The sequence below is a fragment of the Aeromonas sp. INTO2 genome (assembly GCF_049860605.1).
GTDB lineage: Bacteria > Pseudomonadota > Gammaproteobacteria > Enterobacterales > Aeromonadaceae > Aeromonas > Aeromonas caviae.
Map to the genome: position 1 here is coordinate 155,001 of NZ_CP187588.1, position 15,500 is coordinate 170,500.

A 15,500-nucleotide genomic window follows, 5' to 3' on the forward strand; every position below is an offset into this window, starting at 1 on the left:
GTAATTGCGATGGGGGGACGGAGAAGGCTAGGTGGGCCAGGCGACGGTTGTCCTGGTGAAAGTGCGTAGGTGGTGTTTCTAGGCAAATCCGGAGACACAACACTGAGACACGAGACGAACGCACCACGGTGCGGAAGCCATTGATGCCCTGCTTCCAGGAAAAGCCTCTAAGCTTCAGATTACAAGTCATCGTACCCCAAACCGACACAGGTGGTCGGGTAGAGAATACCAAGGCGCTTGAGAGAACTCGGGTGAAGGAACTAGGCAAAATAGAACCGTAACTTCGGGAGAAGGTTCGCTCTTGATGGTGAAGTCCCTTGCGGATGGAGCTGTCGGGAGTCGCAGTGACCAGATGGCTGGGACTGTTTATCAAAAACACAGCACTCTGCAAACACGAAAGTGGACGTATAGGGTGTGACACCTGCCCGGTGCCGGAAGGTTAATTGATGGGGTTAGCGCAAGCGAAGCTCTTGATCGAAGCCCCGGTAAACGGCGGCCGTAACTATAACGGTCCTAAGGTAGCGAAATTCCTTGTCGGGTAAGTTCCGACCTGCACGAATGGTGTAACCATGGCCATGCTGTCTCCACCCGAGACTCAGTGAAATCGAATTCGCCGTGAAGATGCGGTGTACCCGCGGCTAGACGGAAAGACCCCGTGAACCTTTACTACAGCTTGGCACTGAACATTGAACCTACATGTGTAGGATAGGTGGGAGGCTTTGAAGGCGTGACGCCAGTTGCGCTGGAGCCGTCCTTGAAATACCACCCTTGTATGTTTGATGTTCTAACGCAGGCCCATGAATCTGGGCCGCGGACAGTGCCTGGTGGGTAGTTTGACTGGGGCGGTCTCCTCCCAAAGAGTAACGGAGGAGCACGAAGGTTGGCTAATCCTGGTCGGACATCAGGAGGTTAGTGCAATGGCATAAGCCAGCTTAACTGCGAGACGGACAGGTCGAGCAGGTACGAAAGTAGGTCATAGTGATCCGGTGGTTCTGAATGGAAGGGCCATCGCTCAACGGATAAAAGGTACTCCGGGGATAACAGGCTGATACCGCCCAAGAGTTCATATCGACGGCGGTGTTTGGCACCTCGATGTCGGCTCATCACATCCTGGGGCTGAAGTCGGTCCCAAGGGTATGGCTGTTCGCCATTTAAAGTGGTACGCGAGCTGGGTTCAGAACGTCGTGAGACAGTTCGGTCCCTATCTGCCGTGGGCGTTGGATGATTGAAGGGAGTTGCTCCTAGTACGAGAGGACCGGAGTGAACGAACCTCTGGTGTTCGGGTTGTCACGCCAGTGGCACTGCCCGGTAGCTAAGTTCGGAATCGATAACCGCTGAAAGCATCTAAGCGGGAAGCGAGCCCTGAGATGAGTCATCCCTGACCCCTTGAGGGTCCTAAAGGGCCGTTGGAGACCACAACGTTGATAGGTGGGGTGTGTAAGCGTAGCGATACGTTGAGCTAACCCATACTAATTACCCGTGAGGCTTAACCATACAACACCCAAGAAGTGTTCAGAGACTTGTAGCAGATACCGAGAACGAATAACTAAATCAGCTTTTTCAGATTGAAGATTTTTGCCTGGCGGCAATAGCGCAGTGGAACCACCTGACCCCATGCCGAACTCAGAAGTGAAACGCTGTAGCGCCGATGGTAGTGTGGCATTCGCCATGCGAGAGTAGGACACTGCCAGGCACCCAATTAAACGGTGATGTGAAGAATCACATGACTGGCTGCGAGGATGACACCTCACAAACAAGCAGCAAAAGATTTAGCGAAAGCTAACCGAATGCGGAGCGGTAGTTCAGTCGGTTAGAATACCGGCCTGTCACGCCGGGGGTCGCGGGTTCGAGTCCCGTCCGCTCCGCCACTAAATTGAAAGGCCTTCCCTGACGGGAAGGCCTTTTTGTTTTCTGGCGTCTGGATAAGAGCTCAGGGAACAAGAGGCAACCGACGGGTCTGCCACTTGTCACGGACAACCCGCCTCTTCCCCCCTGTGGTGATTGCGTGTCTGGCATTGTCCCTTTACCCAAGGCTTACCCTTCGCTCTGGTTTGCCTTTGTTCCTCCATCTTTTCCCAACCCGGCCAATCGACCGGGCTTTGTCGTGTCTGGAGATGAGCATCGCAAGCACGCGAATACGCTCTGGCCGAGAGTGCCAGAGGACCATCGGGAGCTCATATGCGGATAAGAGATAAGCAAAGCGCTTTTTCTTTCTTCATGGAATATGCATAAGCGGGCATGCTGTACTCAACCCAACGATATGGAGTATCACCATGAAACTGCGAATGACCGCTCTCACCGTTCTCTCCCTGCTGGCTCTCGGTCAGGTCCAGGCCGCCGAGGTGCGCCTGCTGAATGTCTCCTATGACCCGACGCGGGAGCTGTTCCAGGAGTACAACAGTGCCTTTGCCAAGGAGTGGAAGGCCAAAACCGGCGACGATGTGGTGGTGAGCCAGTCACACGGTGGCTCAGGCAAACAGGCTCGTGCCGTGGTGGACGGACTGGAGGCTGATGTGGTCTCCCTGGCGCTGGCCTATGACGTGGATGCGGTGGCCAAGGCAGGTCTCACCGCCAGCGACTGGGAAGGGCGTTTGGCCAACAATGCCTCTCCCTATACCTCCACCATCGTCTTCCTGGTGCGCAAGGGGAATCCCAAGCAGATCAAGGATTGGGGCGACCTGGTGCGCAAGGATGTCGCCATCATCACCCCCAACCCCAAGACCTCCGGCGGTGCGCGCTGGAATTATCTGGCTGCCTGGGGCTATGCCCTGAAGAAAAGCGGCACTGAAGAGGGCGCCAAACAGTTTGTCAGCGATCTGTTCAAGAATGTGAAGGTGCTGGACTCCGGGGCACGTGGCGCCACCACCAGCTTCATCGAACGCGGGCTCGGGGATGTGTTGCTGGCCTGGGAAAATGAAGCGTTGCTGGTGCTCAATCAGCCGGGCACCAGCGACAAGTTCGAACTGGTGGTGCCCTCGGTCTCCATCCTGGCCGAGCCGCCGGTAGCCGTGGTGGACAAGGTAGCCAAGAAGCATGGTACCGAGGCCGTCTCCAAGGCTTACCTCGAGTATCTCTACTCTGACGAAGGGCAGCGCATCATCGCCAAATACCACTATCGTCCGAGCAATCCGGCGATCCTGAAGGAGACAGCGGCCCAGTTCCCCAACCTGACGCTCTTCACTGTCAAGGATCTGGAAGGAGATTGGGAAAAGGCACAGAAGAAGCACTTCGCCCAGGGCGGATCGTTTGACCAGATTTACCAACCGGGCCGCTAAGAGACGCAGGCCCCTGTGACAACAGATAGGAGTACCACGATGAACAAGATCCTTCTGGTTCCCGGTCTGCACAACAGTGGGCCGGATCACTGGCAGAGCCGCTGGCACCAGCAATTTCCCCAGTGGCAGAGAATGATGGGTCTGCCCTGGGACAAGCCGGATCTCACGGTCTGGAGCGCCAAGCTGGCGAGCAAGCTCAGGAGCCGGCGCAGCCGGGTCCACCTGGTCGCCCACTCCTTCGGCGCTCTGACGGCCATCGCTGCCGCCAGACTGCAACCAGACAAGGTTTCTTCCATCTTCATCGTTGCCCCTGCCGATCCTGCCCGTTTCGGTATCCCGGATGAGGTGTTGGCGGGGTCCATCAAGGTCTCTGCCCAGTTGATCGCCAGCCGCAATGACCCCTGGATGAGTTTCGAGCGGGCAGAGTTCTGGAGCCGGCAGTGGCAGGTGCCCTTGTTCGATGCGGGGGAGGTGGGCCATATCAATGCCCAGTCCGGCCATGGGGAGTGGCACCAGGGGCTCGCTTTGCTCGGCACCCTATACCGCCGTGCCGAAATGGTGGTGGAGCCTGCTCCTGCCGAGTGGGGCAAGCAGGCCGCACTCAGTTTTAGATGAGGGACCCTCGGATTGTCTCGGCACGATTTCCAGACGGGCTGGCAACTTGGCCAGCGTGACTGACTTTGCATGTTCCCGGTTTTACCGCTCCGTCTTTTAGGTCTTTTATTTATATAAAAGACCTTTTTTTATGCTTATCGCTCTAAAAGCCTTGTTCCACCATTGTTAGATAAAAAAGTGCTTAGCAAAGGCATTATTGGTGTTTGTTGTCCCTGGCCGCCGTGAGCAAAATCGTCACATCCAAAGTATTTATAACAAACGGATGTGTTATGCGATTCAGTTCTTATTCCGTCCTGCCAGGCCTGGGGCCAACGCTGGGCTTCAGTCTGCTCTATCTGGGCATACTGGTGCTGCTGCCGCTCTCGGCACTGGTGCTGTTTGCGGTCAACAACCTGAGTGCCGCCGAGTTTTGGCAGGTGATCGGCTCCCCCCGGGTGCTAGCCTCCTTTCGCCTGAGCTTTGGCGCCGCCTTCATTGCCGCCCTGCTCAACAGTCTGTTCGGTCTGATACTGGCCTGGGTACTGGTGCGCTATACCTTCCCCGGCCGCAGACTGGTGGATGCGCTGATCGACCTGCCCTTTGCCATGCCGACTGCCGTCTCCGGCATCGCCCTGTGCGCCATCTTTGCCCCCAACGGCTGGATTGGCCAATGGGTCGCTCCGCTGGGCATCGAGCTTGCCTACAACCCCATAGGGGTGGTCATTGCCCTGACCTTTATCGGGCTGCCCTTTGTGGTGCGTACCCTGCAGCCGGTGCTGCGGGAAGCGGAGAGCGAGCAAGAGGAGGCGGCCGCGAGCCTGGGTGCCAACCGCTGGCAGACCTTCATCCGGGTACTGTGGCCGACCCTGGTACCTGCGCTGCTCACCGGTTTTGCCCTGGCGTTTGCTCGCGGCGTGGGGGAGTACGGCTCTGTCATCTTCATTGCCGGCAACCTCCCCATGGTGTCCGAGATTGCCCCCCTGATGATCATGAGTCACCTGGAGGAGTATGACTACGCCGGTGCATCGGCCATTGCGTCCGTCATGCTGCTCATTTCCTTTGTGCTGCTGTTGCTCATCAACAAGTTGCAAGCCTGGAGCTGGGCTCGCATCGGAGGAAGCCGTATATGAACGCCTCTACTGCACATCTCGATCAGGCCCAGGAGTCCGCTCCGGCCACCCCGGCGCGTCATCCCCCGGTGACCCATGAACCGGTCTGGGTCAAATGGCTGCTGGTCACCGTCGGTCTGGGCTGGTTTGCCGCCTTGCTGCTGTTGCCGCTGGCCACCGTCTTCATCCAGGCGCTGAGCCCGGGTCTGGCCTTCTTCTGGCACGCCATCAGCGAGCCGGATGCCCTGAGCGCCCTGGGGCTGACCGCCCTGGTGACGCTCTGCTCGGTGCCCCTGAACTTGCTGTTCGGGCTGGCCTCTGCCTGGGCCATCGCCCGGTTCCGCTTCCCTGGCCGGCAACTGCTTATCACCCTCATCGATCTGCCGTTCTCGGTCTCGCCGGTCATCGCGGGCTTGATGTTCGTGCTGCTGTTCGGCAGTCGCGGCTGGTTCGGCGAGTGGCTCAGCGAGCACGACATCAAGATCATTTTCGCTACCCCGGGGATCATCCTGGCGACCACCTTCATCACTGTGCCCTTCGTGGTACGCGAGCTGCTGCCCCAGATGGAGGCGCGGGGCCCGGAGGAAGAGGAGGCCGCCATCATGCTGGGGGCGAGCGGGTTGCAGATGTTCTGGCGGGTGACCCTGCCCGGCATCCGCTGGAGCCTGATGTATGGCCTGCTGCTCTGTACCGCCCGGGCGGTGGGGGAGTTTGGCGCTGTCTCCGTGGTTTCCGGCCACATTCGCGGCCAGACCAACACGCTGCCGCTGCACATCGAGATCCTTTACAACGAGTACCAGACCGGTGCCGCCTTCGCGGTGGCCAGCCTGCTGGCGCTGTTCGGGATCTTCACCCTGCTGGGTGAGACCCTGCTGGCCAGGCTGCGCGGCCAACCGACCCAGTCCCATTGATCCCGAATTAACGGTTATAGGAGAGGCATTCATGAGCATTCAGGTTCAAGGGCTCAACAAGCATTTCAATCAGTACGCGGCGCTGGCCGACATCAACCTCGATTTTCACGACGGTGAGCTGGTCGCCCTGCTCGGCCCCTCCGGCTGCGGCAAGACCACCTTGCTGCGGATCATCGCCGGGCTGGAGCAGGCGGACAGTGGCAGCGTCATCATCCGCGGCGAGGATGCCTCGGATCTCCATGTGCGCGAGCGCAACGTTGGCTTCGTGTTCCAGCACTACGCCCTGTTTCGCCACATGACGGTATTCGAGAACGTGGCCTTTGGCCTGAGGGTCAAGCCGCGCAGCGAACGCCCGGACGAGGCGGCCATCCGCACCCGGGTCAAGGAGCTGCTGGATCTGGTGCAGCTCAGCCACGTCGCGGCACGCTACCCAACCCAGCTCTCCGGTGGTCAGCGCCAGCGGGTCGCCCTGGCCCGGGCCCTGGCGGTGCAGCCCAAGGTGCTGCTGCTGGACGAGCCTTTCGGCGCCCTCGATGCCCAGGTGCGCAAGGAGCTGCGCCGCTGGCTACGTGAGCTTCACGACGAGCTGCATGTCACCAGTCTGTTCGTGACCCACGATCAGGAAGAGGCCCTGGAGGTGGCGGATCGGGTGGTGCTGATGAACGCCGGCAAGGTAGAGCAGATTGGCACCCCTGCCGAAGTGTATGATCAGCCCGCCAGTGCCTTCGTGCACAGCTTCCTTGGCAGCGTGAACCTGTTTCGTGGCAGGGTGGCCGGGCAGGGGCTCGGCATCGGTGAACAGCAACTGGGTGGCCCCATCCCCTCCCATCTGGCAGAAGGGAGTGCGGCCATCGCCTATGTGCGCCCCCACGAGCTGGAGATCCTGCCCTCGGATGCCCCCGGTGGCATTCGCGCCACCATTACCCGCCTGCTGCCCATGGGGCCGCGCATCCGGGTGGAACTGCGTGGCGATGGGGAGACGGGAGGCGCCCACTACGAGGCCGAACTGAGCAAGGAGGCCGCCCGGGCCTTTGCCCCCGGCCAGGGGGTGCGTCTGGTGGCCAGGCAGGCACAGCTCTATCCCGACTACCAGATCTGAGGGCAAGCCGCGAGGTGCGGCCCTCTTTCAGGCTTGCTGCCGGGCTATGATCCCGGCAATCCATAACAAGAGGACGGTGGCACGAGCCACCGCCACTCAGCGCAGGAGGCGATGAGGTGAACTTTCAGCAATTGCGAATCATTCGGGAGGCGGCACGGCGGGATTACAACCTGACCGACGTGGCCAATGCCCTCTTTACTTCCCAGTCCGGGGTCAGCCGCCACATTCGCGAGTTGGAGGAGGAGCTGGGGCTCGCCCTCTTCATTCGCTATGGCAAGCGCCTGCTCGGCATGACCGAGCCGGGCAAGGAGTTGCTGGTGATCGCCGAGCGTATCCTGGGGGATGCCGACAACATCCGCAAACTGGCGAGCACCTTTGCCAATCGCGACTCGGGCCGGCTGCTCATCGCGACCACTCATACCCAGGCCCGTTATGCCCTGCCGAGGGTAGTGAAGGCGTTTCGGGAGCAATTTCCCCTGGTACAGCTGGAGCTGCGTCAGGGGAGCCCGGAGGAGATAGTGCGGCTGGTGCAGACCGGTGAGGTGGACATCGGCATCAGCAGCGAGCAGCTCGACAAGAGCGAAGGGGTGGTGGCCTTTCCCTACTACCGCTGGCACCACAATATCGTCGTGCCGGAGCAGCACCCCCTCACCGCCGAGCGGGAGCTGACCCTGGCCGCTCTGGCCTACTGGCCCATCGTCACCTATCAGGCCGGCCTCACCGGTCGGGCACGGGTGGATGATGCCTTTGCCGAGGCGGGCATAGTGCCGCAGATCCTGCTGACCGCCCAGGACTCCGACGTCATCAAGACCTATGTCGAGTTGGAGATGGGGGTGGGCATACTGGCGGACATGGCGTTCGATTCCCAGCGGGACAAGGGACTGGTGCAACTGGACGGCAGTCGGTTGTTTGCGCCGCACACCGCCTGGATCGGCCTCAAGCAGGGGCAGTTCCAGCACAACTTTGCCTGGCAGTTCATCCAGCTCTGCAACCCCGAGCTGGCGCTGGCGGAGATCCAGGCCCGTGCCATGAGCAACGAGCCCCTGCTCGATTACCAGATTTGAACCGAGGGGTGGATGAAAAACGGGGAGCCATGGGCTCCCCGTTTGTTTGATGTTGACCTGATCTGGCACGGGAAACGCCGAGCGGGTTCTCGCCAGGTCGGAGACGTCCCATCACTGCGCTGTCCAGGCCTCCTGCCAGTGGGAGCCTACGCCCGGTTCATACTGGGTGGCCGTGCTCGCCCACTGGCTGCACCAGCCGCTGTAGGGGAAGGGTTTGCACTGATAGACCTTGCCGTTCTTCGGCTGCAGCACCCGGGTTCCGGCGGTGTAGGACTTGAGGCCGTCCGGGAAGGTGAACTGGTAATCGCCCCCGCTTGCCGGATCCTTGAACATGAGGTCCAGGGTCTGCTGCACCGCGTCACCACCGGCCTTGGGTTTGCCCTCGATCACCAGCTGATGGTGGCCTGCACTCAAGCCGGTCAGCGCCATGGAGAAACTCTGGCTGCCGTCCTTGATGTCGGCACTGCTCTGTCCCCTGGCGACACCGCCGTGGTCATAGAGGGTGTTGGTGATGGCGAGATCCCCCTGGGCCGTGACGGTGAAAGTCAGGGTGAGCTTGCCGTTGTCGAGCGTGTAGTCGCTCGCCAGACCGCTCACGCTGATCCCGTTCTCCACCGGGGGCTGCTGTTGCTCAAGCTGGATCTCGACCCGTTGCAGGTTGCTGCCAGCCTTGAGGTAGACCGGGTTCTGGCCATAGACGGGGTTGAACTGGCCGTCCGTGCCTTGCTGGCCCGCACGGATCTGGCTCTGCTCGGCGTTGATCTTGCTCGCCAGGGCGTGGGCCCAGTTGTTCTTCTGGCCCTGCCCGGCGCTGGCGATGGTCAGCTCGGTCTGGAGATCGGTGCGCTCGCCATTGGCATCGAACACCCGGGTTCTGGCTTTGTCACCCGCCACCAGGTCGATGGAGGGATAGATGGTCCCTCCCTGGCTCCAGGTCAGCGGGGGCTGGGTGCCATCCTTGAACCGGGCGTCGATCAGGTTGTAGAAGCTGTTGGCGGTATCCCCTACCTCCCACACCCCGAGAATGACCTGATAACCGGTACGTGCGGGCAGGGTGCACTGATGGGTCACCTGTTTGGGGGGCTGCACCATGTTGCCCTCGATGACGCAGAAGGGATTGAGATCGAACGCATCCCGGGTGAGGGGCTGGTTCGGGTTCCAGTCCTGCTTGGTGAGGTAGTAGCGCCAGTTGCGGGTCACGTGGTTGGCAGTGAAGGTCCAGCTGATGGCGAAGGGACCGGCCTGCACCTCACGTTTGGTCCAGCGATCGAGGGTCTGGGTGTTGAGCTCGCCGAATTGGGGGTGACCGGCCGAGGCTATCTGGCCGTCGGCGGGGCCGCCATCGGGGAAGCCGGAGGGGGCTTCCAGGCTCTGGGGTTCCCACTGGATGGCGCCACACTGGCTGTTGCCCCCTGTCTTGCACAGGTAGTTGCGCCCTTCGGGCTGGCTGATGTAGCCGTGAGCGAGCACGCCGCCACTGGCCAGCAGCGCCAGCGCTGCCGCGAGATGGGTGAGTCGGATATTTGCTGCCATACATTCCTCTGTTCGGTGATGTGGGCAGTCACGTTGGCAGGGGAGTTCCCCGAAACACGGTGCTGCAACCCCGCTATCCTGGACAGCTTGTCTTTAGACCGGAGGCTTTGCGTCCTGGCCTTTCAACCAGTTTGCCAAATGACTACAGAAAGGATCATGGTGCCGCCTGTGGCGACCACTCATCATGACTATATTTTGTTAAAAAATTAAGTGTAAAAATTGACAGTGCCATCTCATCGGAGCAGCGCATCAGCGGCAGATCACTCCATCGGGATCTGCGCGCTGGTTCAGTGCGAGAGGGTGGCCCGGGAGAGGCTCCAGTGGCCATGACAGGTAAGGAGCCCCTGCAAGCCTGGCAGGGGCTCACGGGGCCACTCAGTGGCGGGGTTGCATGCCTGCTCGGGAAGAGGACGCCTGGGTCGGTCGCATCATCCTGTCCTGGGCTTGGGCGTTGTCCAGCTTGAACACCGCCAGTCGCTCGTCGAGGCTTCGGGAGAGACCGGCCAGCAGTTCGCTCTCCTGGGCCAACTGGGAGGCCGCCTGGGACATCTCTAGTGCCGAGTCGTTGATGCCGCTGACGTTGCGGTTCATGTCTTCCGCCACCATGCTCTGCTGCTCCGCCGCCGTGGCGATCTGGGTCGCCATGTCACTCACGTGCTGGATGTGATTGACGATGAGGGAGAGATCCTGCCCCGCCTTCTCGGACTGGTTGACGCTGCTCTCCGCCAGCTTGCGGCTGGCGTCCATGGCGTTGGCGGCGGTGACAGCCCGTTGCTGCAACTGGGTGATGGTACCCTGGATCTCCTCGGTGGAGTGGCGGGTGCGACTGGCCAGCTGGCGCACCTCGTCGGCCACCACGGCGAAGCCACGACCCTGCTCGCCGGCCCGGGCCGCCTCGATGGCGGCGTTGAGGGCCAGCAGGTTGGTCTGCTCCGAGATGGCGCTGATGACCGCCGTCACCTCGCTTATCTGCATCACTCCCTCCTTGAGCTGGTTGACCTGCGAGGTGGCCTGATCCACCTCGGTGGCCAGCGCCTGGATGCCGTGCACGCTGGCATGGACATCCTGGTTGCCGAGCCCGGCCTCGCTGGTGGCATCCTGGGTGTCGCGGGCCGTATTCTCGGCGTGACCCGCCACGTCGGCGATGGTGGCGCTCATCTCGTTCATGGCGGTGGCGAGCTGGGCGAGCTGATCCCGCTGACTGTTGACCGCCTGGTTGGTCTGTTCGGCGGAGGCGGCGATGCGCAGGGCGGCATCCGCCACGTTGCGGGCCCCCTGGCTCGCCTCCAGCAGGGCGCGGCGGATGGCATCCAGCCCCTGGTTGGTGGAGCTGGCGACGGCGCCGAGCTCATCCCTGCCCAGCACCGGGATGCTGACCACCAGATCGCCGGCCGCGACCCGGGCCATGGCCTTGTTGATCTCGGCCAGGGGATTGACGATGGAGCGGCTGATGGCGAGTCCCAGCAGCCCCATCAACAGGATCACCAGCAAGGTGGCGCCACCCATCCACTCATATTGCGACCACATGGTGGCCTCAATGTCCTGCAACAACACACCGGAGCCCAGGATCCAGCCCCAGGGCTGGTAGCCCGTCACCAGCGACATCTTCTGGGCCGCCTCGCCGGACGGGGAGACCCACTGATACTCCAGCCTGCCCTGGTGGCCGCCCTTGCCGAGATCCACCATGTGCTGCCAGTGGGACTCGGCAGGGTTGTTGCCCATCTGCTGGCCGACCAGCTCGGGTTTGGCAGGATGCACCACCACCCGACGATCTTCATCCAGCACGAACAGGTAGTTGTCCCCGTCAAAGCGCATGCTGTCGAGCATGGCCTTGGCCTGTGCCTTGGCCTGCTCCGGGGGGAGGGTGGCGGCCAGGACCTGGATCCGGCTCATGGCCAGATCCAGCACCGCCTGCAGCCTGGCTTCCCGTTCACTCATCAGATTGCGGTGCAGGGCACTGGCCGAGATGAGCAGCAGTGCGATGAAGCCGACCAGGGCCAGTGAGAGCAGCAGCATCAGTTTGCGACTCACGGCAATATCACCGAGCTTGAACATAGTCTTATCCTTACTTTCCCATGCGGGTCTGATTGTGGCCGAACTGTCGGCCGGATCTGATTGTTGTTATTTTTAACATGTCATTAACTTTCAATGGGTTGCGATGAAAAACTGCCAATTGAGCCGTTTGACAACCAGTATAGCCAGCAGACAGAAACCCTCGCTTTTGATAGCGTGATGGCGCGCATCCCGGCGCACAATTTGTCTACTCCATTTGCAAGAAGTGTGAATGGGTTGGCATTTCACCAAAAAGGAGTGGGCGCCCCCGTGGTTGCCCCATAACAAGAGGGAAGTTATGAGTTCCATTGCCAGGAATTATCTCAACCAGCTCAATGCCGATTACCTGCAGGTGCACAGACGCAAGGAGGACCTGTTCTGGTCCACCTACATGGGCACCAGCGACGATCAGGCAGGCTTCACCGCGGCCGAACAGGCCTACAAGGCGTTCTGTGCCGATCCTGCCCGCCTGCCCGTGCTGCGGGAGATGCATGCCCAGGCCGAAGAGGCGGATCTCAGGCGCGGCCTGGGGGGCTGGATCGCCTTCTTCGAGTGCAACGTCATCGAAGATCCCGGTGCCTCCGCCCTGATGGACGAGCTGGTGGCCGCCGAGGCGGATCTCTTCGCCCGTCGCAAGGGGTTGAAGCTGACCTTGCTGGACGAGCAGGGCCGCCAGGTGCCCGGCAGTCTGCCCGCCGCCAGCACAGCGCTGGCCGCAAGTCGCGACGAGCCGGTGCGCCAGAGCGCGCTCGCCATGTTCCACACCCTGGAGCAGTGGGTGGTCGACAACGGCTATCTGGCCATCGTCGCGCTGCGCAACCGCTTCGCCCGTGCCATGGGCTATCGCGACTACTTCGATTACAAGGTGCACAAGAACGAGCAGATGAGCCCGGAGCAGCTGTTTGCCATTCTCGACGACTTCATCGCCCGTACCGATGCCCGCTTGCACCAGAGTCTGGCGGAGCTGAAAGCGGCCAAGGGGGAAGCAGCCCTGCTGCCCCACAACCTGCGCTACAGCGTGAGTGGCGACGTGACCCGCCAGCTCGACCCTTACGTGCCCTTCTCCCGGGCGCTGAAGGATTGGGTCGAGAGCTTCCGCCGGCTCGGCATCCAGTATCGCGGTGCCACCCTCACCCTGGATCTGCTGACCCGGGAGGGAAAATACGAAAACGGCTTCTGTCACGGCCCGGTGCCGAGCTTCTGGCAGGAAGGGGAGTGGGTGCCTGCGGTGGTCAATTTCACCAGCCTGGCCAATCCGGCCCAGGTGGGCAGCGGCTGGAGCGGGCTCAACACCTTGTTCCATGAGGGCGGCCACGCGGCGCACTTTGCCAACGTCACCGGCAACGCCCCCTGCTTCTCCCAGGAGTTTCCGCCCACCTCCATGGCCTATGCCGAGACCCAGTCCATGTTCTGCGACAGCCTGCTGGACGACGCGGACTGGCTCAAGCGCTATGCCAGGAATGACGCGGGGGAGGCGATCCCCGATGCGCTTATCCAGGACATGATTGAAGCGCGCCAGCCATTTCGCGCCTTCACCGAGCGCCAGATCGCGCTGGTGGCCTACTTCGAGCGGGATCTCTACGCCATGGCAGAGAGCGAGCGCACCCCGGCCGCCGTGCTGGCCCTGGCCCGCAAGTGGGAGCGCAAGATCCTGGGGGTGGAGAGCCCGCGCCCTCTGCTGGCCATCCCACACCTTCTGAACCAGGAGTCGGCCTGCGCCTATCACGGCTATCTGCTGGCGCTGATGGCGGTGGAGCAGACCCGTGCCTACTTCCTCAAACGCGACGGCTACCTCACCGACAACCCGCGGATCGGGCCGGATCTGGCCGCCCACTACTGGGGACCGGGCAACGGCATGACCCATGACGAGACGCTGCAGAGCCTCACCGGCGAGGGGTTCAGTGCGGTGCCGCTGGCAGAGGCGTGCAACCGGAGTGCCGCCGAGGCGTGGCAACAGGCGCAAGCATGCATGGCGGCCGCGCGGCAGCGCCCACCGGCAGGGGAGGGAACGCCCCTCGACGCCCATATCCGGGTGGTACACGGGGCCGAGCTCATCGCCGACAACAGCGAGTCCGAGGCGCGCATGCTGGCAGACTTCGAGGCCTGGATCCGGCGCCTTGAGACCGCCGAACCAGTGACCCTGGCCTGAGCCCTGTGTCGCACTGTCAAAAGAGCCCCATCAGGGGCTCTTTTTTGTGGGTTGAGATGGCCTGATCCCATGGTGCCAGCCGGGGATTGGCTGGTGGACAGGCTCAAGTGTCACTGGCGGCGGCGCTGCCCGCTGGTTTTTCTCCCTGCGCCATCTTCTAGGCCTTGACGATCAGCGCTGAGGCGCCCGGTTGCGGGCAATAGGCGACGCCCTACCCTTGGCAGGGTGTCTGCATGGCGGGTTGACGGCCATTTCCCCCCTGCTGGCCACAGATATGTTTCTCCCGATATATTGAGTATTCACGGCGATCCCATATCATGGCGCTCGCTCGCCACCAGAGGGTGGCGGCATTCAGATGATTTGCTAACAAGAGAGCCCAGAAGGCTCGCAGAGGGATGGATAGTGAGAGCCGTATTGCTGTGTTTGCTGGGGCTGTGGCCCGCGTTGAGTTTTGCCACTCTGTCCGCCGATATGGTGGTGGTGAAGAAGTCGAGTTACAGCCTGACCCTGATGAAGGATGGCAAGGAAGTGAAGCGCTACTGGATTGCCCTGGGCCCGGCTCCCAAGGGACACAAGCAGCGTGAGGGGGATCAGCGTACCCCGGAAGGTCGCTATACCCTGGACTACAAGAAGAGCAACTCCGGTTTCTACAAGGCCATTCACATCAACTACCCGAATCTGGATGACATCAAGCGCGCCAACGAGCTGGGTGTGAACCCGGGCGGCATGATCATGATCCACGGCCAGCGCAACAGCCTGGGGGATCGCAGGGTGCAGCCGTCCAACTGGACCAATGGCTGCATCGCGGTGCTGAACCACGAGATGGACGAGATCTGGAACGCCATCGAGCCAGGCACTCCCATCATCATCGAGCCCTGATCCCGCCTGCCAACGCCCGCTCTCATGCGGGCGTTGCATTTGTTGCAGACCATGGCGTGACACTGTCTCCTGCGCCGTGCTAGTTTTCCCGGTTCGCATTGGCTGTGACAAGGATGATCCCATGATGTCGGAAACCCGCCTCCCTGCGCCCGAGCGCACGGGGGCACTCTGGTGGCGCGCCACCCTGGATATGCTCCCGCTCTCCATTTCCGTCATCCCCTGGGGGATACTGTGCGGCGCCCTGGCGCTTCAGGCGGGTATGAGCCCGCTCCAGGCACAGCTGATGTCGCTGCTGGTCTATGCGGGGGCGGCCCAGCTCTCGGCCACCACCTTGTTCGGGGCGGGGACGCCGCTGCTGCCCATCATGGGCTCCACCATGGTGATCACCTCCCAGCATCTGCTCTATGGCTTCACCTTCCGGCGAGACGTGCTGCCGCTCTCCCTGCGCTGGCGGGCCAGTCTCGCCTTCTTCCTGACCGACGAGATGTTTGCGGTGGCGCTGAAAGAGAGGGAGCGCAGCGGCGCCTTCAATCCCGCCTATGCGCTCATCGCGGGCTTTGTCTTCTATCTGTTCTGGAACCTGGCGACCCTGCTCGGCATCGCCGCCGGCCAGTACATTGACGGGCTGGACAAGATGGGGCTGGATTTTGCCATCGCCGCCACCTTTATCGCCATGACGCTCCCCGCCATGAAGAACCTGCCCATGGTGGCGGCCACCCTGGTGAGCGGCGGGACGGCGCTCGTCACCAAGCCGCTGCTGGCGGAGATCCATATCATCGTCTCGGCCCTGGCCGGCATGGTGGTGGGCTATGTGCTGCACCGGATGAGGAGGTGA

At 61.7% G+C, this 15,500-nt stretch carries 11 protein-coding genes, 1 tRNA gene, 2 rRNA genes and 1 riboswitch (1 of these 15 only partly in view); of the genes, 12 read left to right on the top strand and 2 right to left on the bottom strand.

The window, feature by feature from the left end; genetic code table 11:
- From ACPW74_RS00850 to cbl, 9 genes are all read left to right on the top strand, one after another.
- Positions 1-1,494 (top strand): 23S ribosomal RNA (locus ACPW74_RS00850); it begins 1,395 nt to the left of the window's first position.
- 84 nt (positions 1,495-1,578) lie between these two features.
- Positions 1,579-1,693 (top strand): 5S ribosomal RNA (gene rrf / locus ACPW74_RS00855).
- A gap of 98 nt (positions 1,694-1,791) precedes the next feature.
- Positions 1,792-1,868, top strand: a tRNA-Asp gene (locus ACPW74_RS00860).
- 405 nt (positions 1,869-2,273) lie between these two features.
- On the top strand, positions 2,274-3,275 hold the full coding sequence (locus ACPW74_RS00865; RefSeq protein WP_041210984.1) for a sulfate ABC transporter substrate-binding protein: 1,002 nt from the start codon (positions 2,274-2,276) through the stop codon (positions 3,273-3,275).
- A 39-nt stretch (positions 3,276-3,314) separates the two neighbouring features.
- A complete protein-coding gene (locus ACPW74_RS00870) occupies positions 3,315-3,890 on the top strand; it encodes an RBBP9/YdeN family alpha/beta hydrolase (RefSeq protein ID WP_039039453.1) in 576 nt (191 codons plus the stop codon).
- Between the two features lie 269 nt (positions 3,891-4,159).
- Positions 4,160-4,999 carry a sulfate ABC transporter permease subunit CysT gene (cysT, locus tag ACPW74_RS00875; RefSeq protein WP_042864430.1) on the top strand — a complete coding sequence of 280 codons (840 nt, stop codon included), beginning with the start codon at positions 4,160-4,162 and terminating at the stop codon, positions 4,997-4,999.
- A complete protein-coding gene (gene cysW, locus ACPW74_RS00880; RefSeq protein ID WP_279981140.1) occupies positions 4,996-5,889 on the top strand; it encodes a sulfate ABC transporter permease subunit CysW in 894 nt (297 codons plus the stop codon). Before cysT ends, cysW begins: the two co-directional genes overlap by 4 nt.
- 31 nt (positions 5,890-5,920) lie before the next feature.
- Entirely contained in the window at positions 5,921-6,988 is a 1,068-nt protein-coding gene (locus ACPW74_RS00885) for a sulfate/molybdate ABC transporter ATP-binding protein (protein ID WP_010672827.1), read from the top strand.
- Between the two features lie 116 nt (positions 6,989-7,104).
- On the top strand, positions 7,105-8,052 hold the full coding sequence (gene cbl / locus ACPW74_RS00890) for an HTH-type transcriptional regulator Cbl (protein ID WP_279981141.1): 948 nt from the start codon (positions 7,105-7,107) through the stop codon (positions 8,050-8,052).
- A 111-nt stretch (positions 8,053-8,163) separates the two neighbouring features.
- Here cbl and gbpA read toward each other — a convergent pair whose 3' ends face one another.
- Together gbpA and ACPW74_RS00900 are read right to left on the bottom strand one after the other, a co-directional pair.
- The gene (gbpA, locus tag ACPW74_RS00895; protein ID WP_128273634.1) at positions 8,164-9,585 is read right to left on the bottom strand and encodes an N-acetylglucosamine-binding protein GbpA; all 1,422 of its coding nucleotides are present in this window, start codon (positions 9,583-9,585) and stop codon (positions 8,164-8,166) included.
- 60 nt (positions 9,586-9,645) lie between these two features.
- Positions 9,646-9,731, bottom strand: a riboswitch (cyclic di-GMP riboswitch).
- Between the two features lie 229 nt (positions 9,732-9,960).
- A complete protein-coding gene (locus ACPW74_RS00900; RefSeq protein WP_279981142.1) occupies positions 9,961-11,640 on the bottom strand; it encodes a methyl-accepting chemotaxis protein in 1,680 nt (559 codons plus the stop codon).
- Positions 11,641-11,935: 295 nt separating this feature from the next.
- On the opposite strand from ACPW74_RS00900, the gene ACPW74_RS00905 reads away from it, so the two are divergent.
- The 3 genes from ACPW74_RS00905 to ACPW74_RS00915 all read left to right on the top strand — a co-directional run bounded on the left by ACPW74_RS00905 (position 11,936) and on the right by ACPW74_RS00915 (position 15,500).
- Complete coding sequence (locus tag ACPW74_RS00905; RefSeq protein WP_279981143.1) at positions 11,936-13,786, top strand: M3 family metallopeptidase; 1,851 nt, start codon at positions 11,936-11,938, stop codon at positions 13,784-13,786.
- Between the two features lie 402 nt (positions 13,787-14,188).
- Positions 14,189-14,665, top strand: coding sequence for a L,D-transpeptidase family protein (locus tag ACPW74_RS00910; RefSeq protein WP_029313677.1), 477 nt, complete (start codon positions 14,189-14,191; stop codon positions 14,663-14,665).
- Between the two features lie 121 nt (positions 14,666-14,786).
- Positions 14,787-15,500, top strand: coding sequence for an AzlC family ABC transporter permease (locus tag ACPW74_RS00915; protein ID WP_039039458.1), 714 nt, complete (start codon positions 14,787-14,789; stop codon positions 15,498-15,500).

Coding starts and splice junctions, on each gene's coding strand:
- ACPW74_RS00900 (WP_279981142.1), bottom strand. CDS start 11,640: ATGTTCAAGCTCGGTGATATTGCCGTGAGTCGCAAACTGATGCTGCTG.
- ACPW74_RS00915 (WP_039039458.1), top strand. CDS start 14,787: ATGATGTCGGAAACCCGCCTCCCTGCGCCCGAGCGCACGGGGGCACTC.
- ACPW74_RS00865 (WP_041210984.1), top strand. CDS start 2,274: ATGAAACTGCGAATGACCGCTCTCACCGTTCTCTCCCTGCTGGCTCTC.
- ACPW74_RS00885 (WP_010672827.1), top strand. CDS start 5,921: ATGAGCATTCAGGTTCAAGGGCTCAACAAGCATTTCAATCAGTACGCG.
- cysW (WP_279981140.1), top strand. CDS start 4,996: ATGAACGCCTCTACTGCACATCTCGATCAGGCCCAGGAGTCCGCTCCG.
- ACPW74_RS00905 (WP_279981143.1), top strand. CDS start 11,936: ATGAGTTCCATTGCCAGGAATTATCTCAACCAGCTCAATGCCGATTAC.
- gbpA (WP_128273634.1), bottom strand. CDS start 9,585: ATGGCAGCAAATATCCGACTCACCCATCTCGCGGCAGCGCTGGCGCTG.
- ACPW74_RS00870 (WP_039039453.1), top strand. CDS start 3,315: ATGAACAAGATCCTTCTGGTTCCCGGTCTGCACAACAGTGGGCCGGAT.
- cysT (WP_042864430.1), top strand. CDS start 4,160: ATGCGATTCAGTTCTTATTCCGTCCTGCCAGGCCTGGGGCCAACGCTG.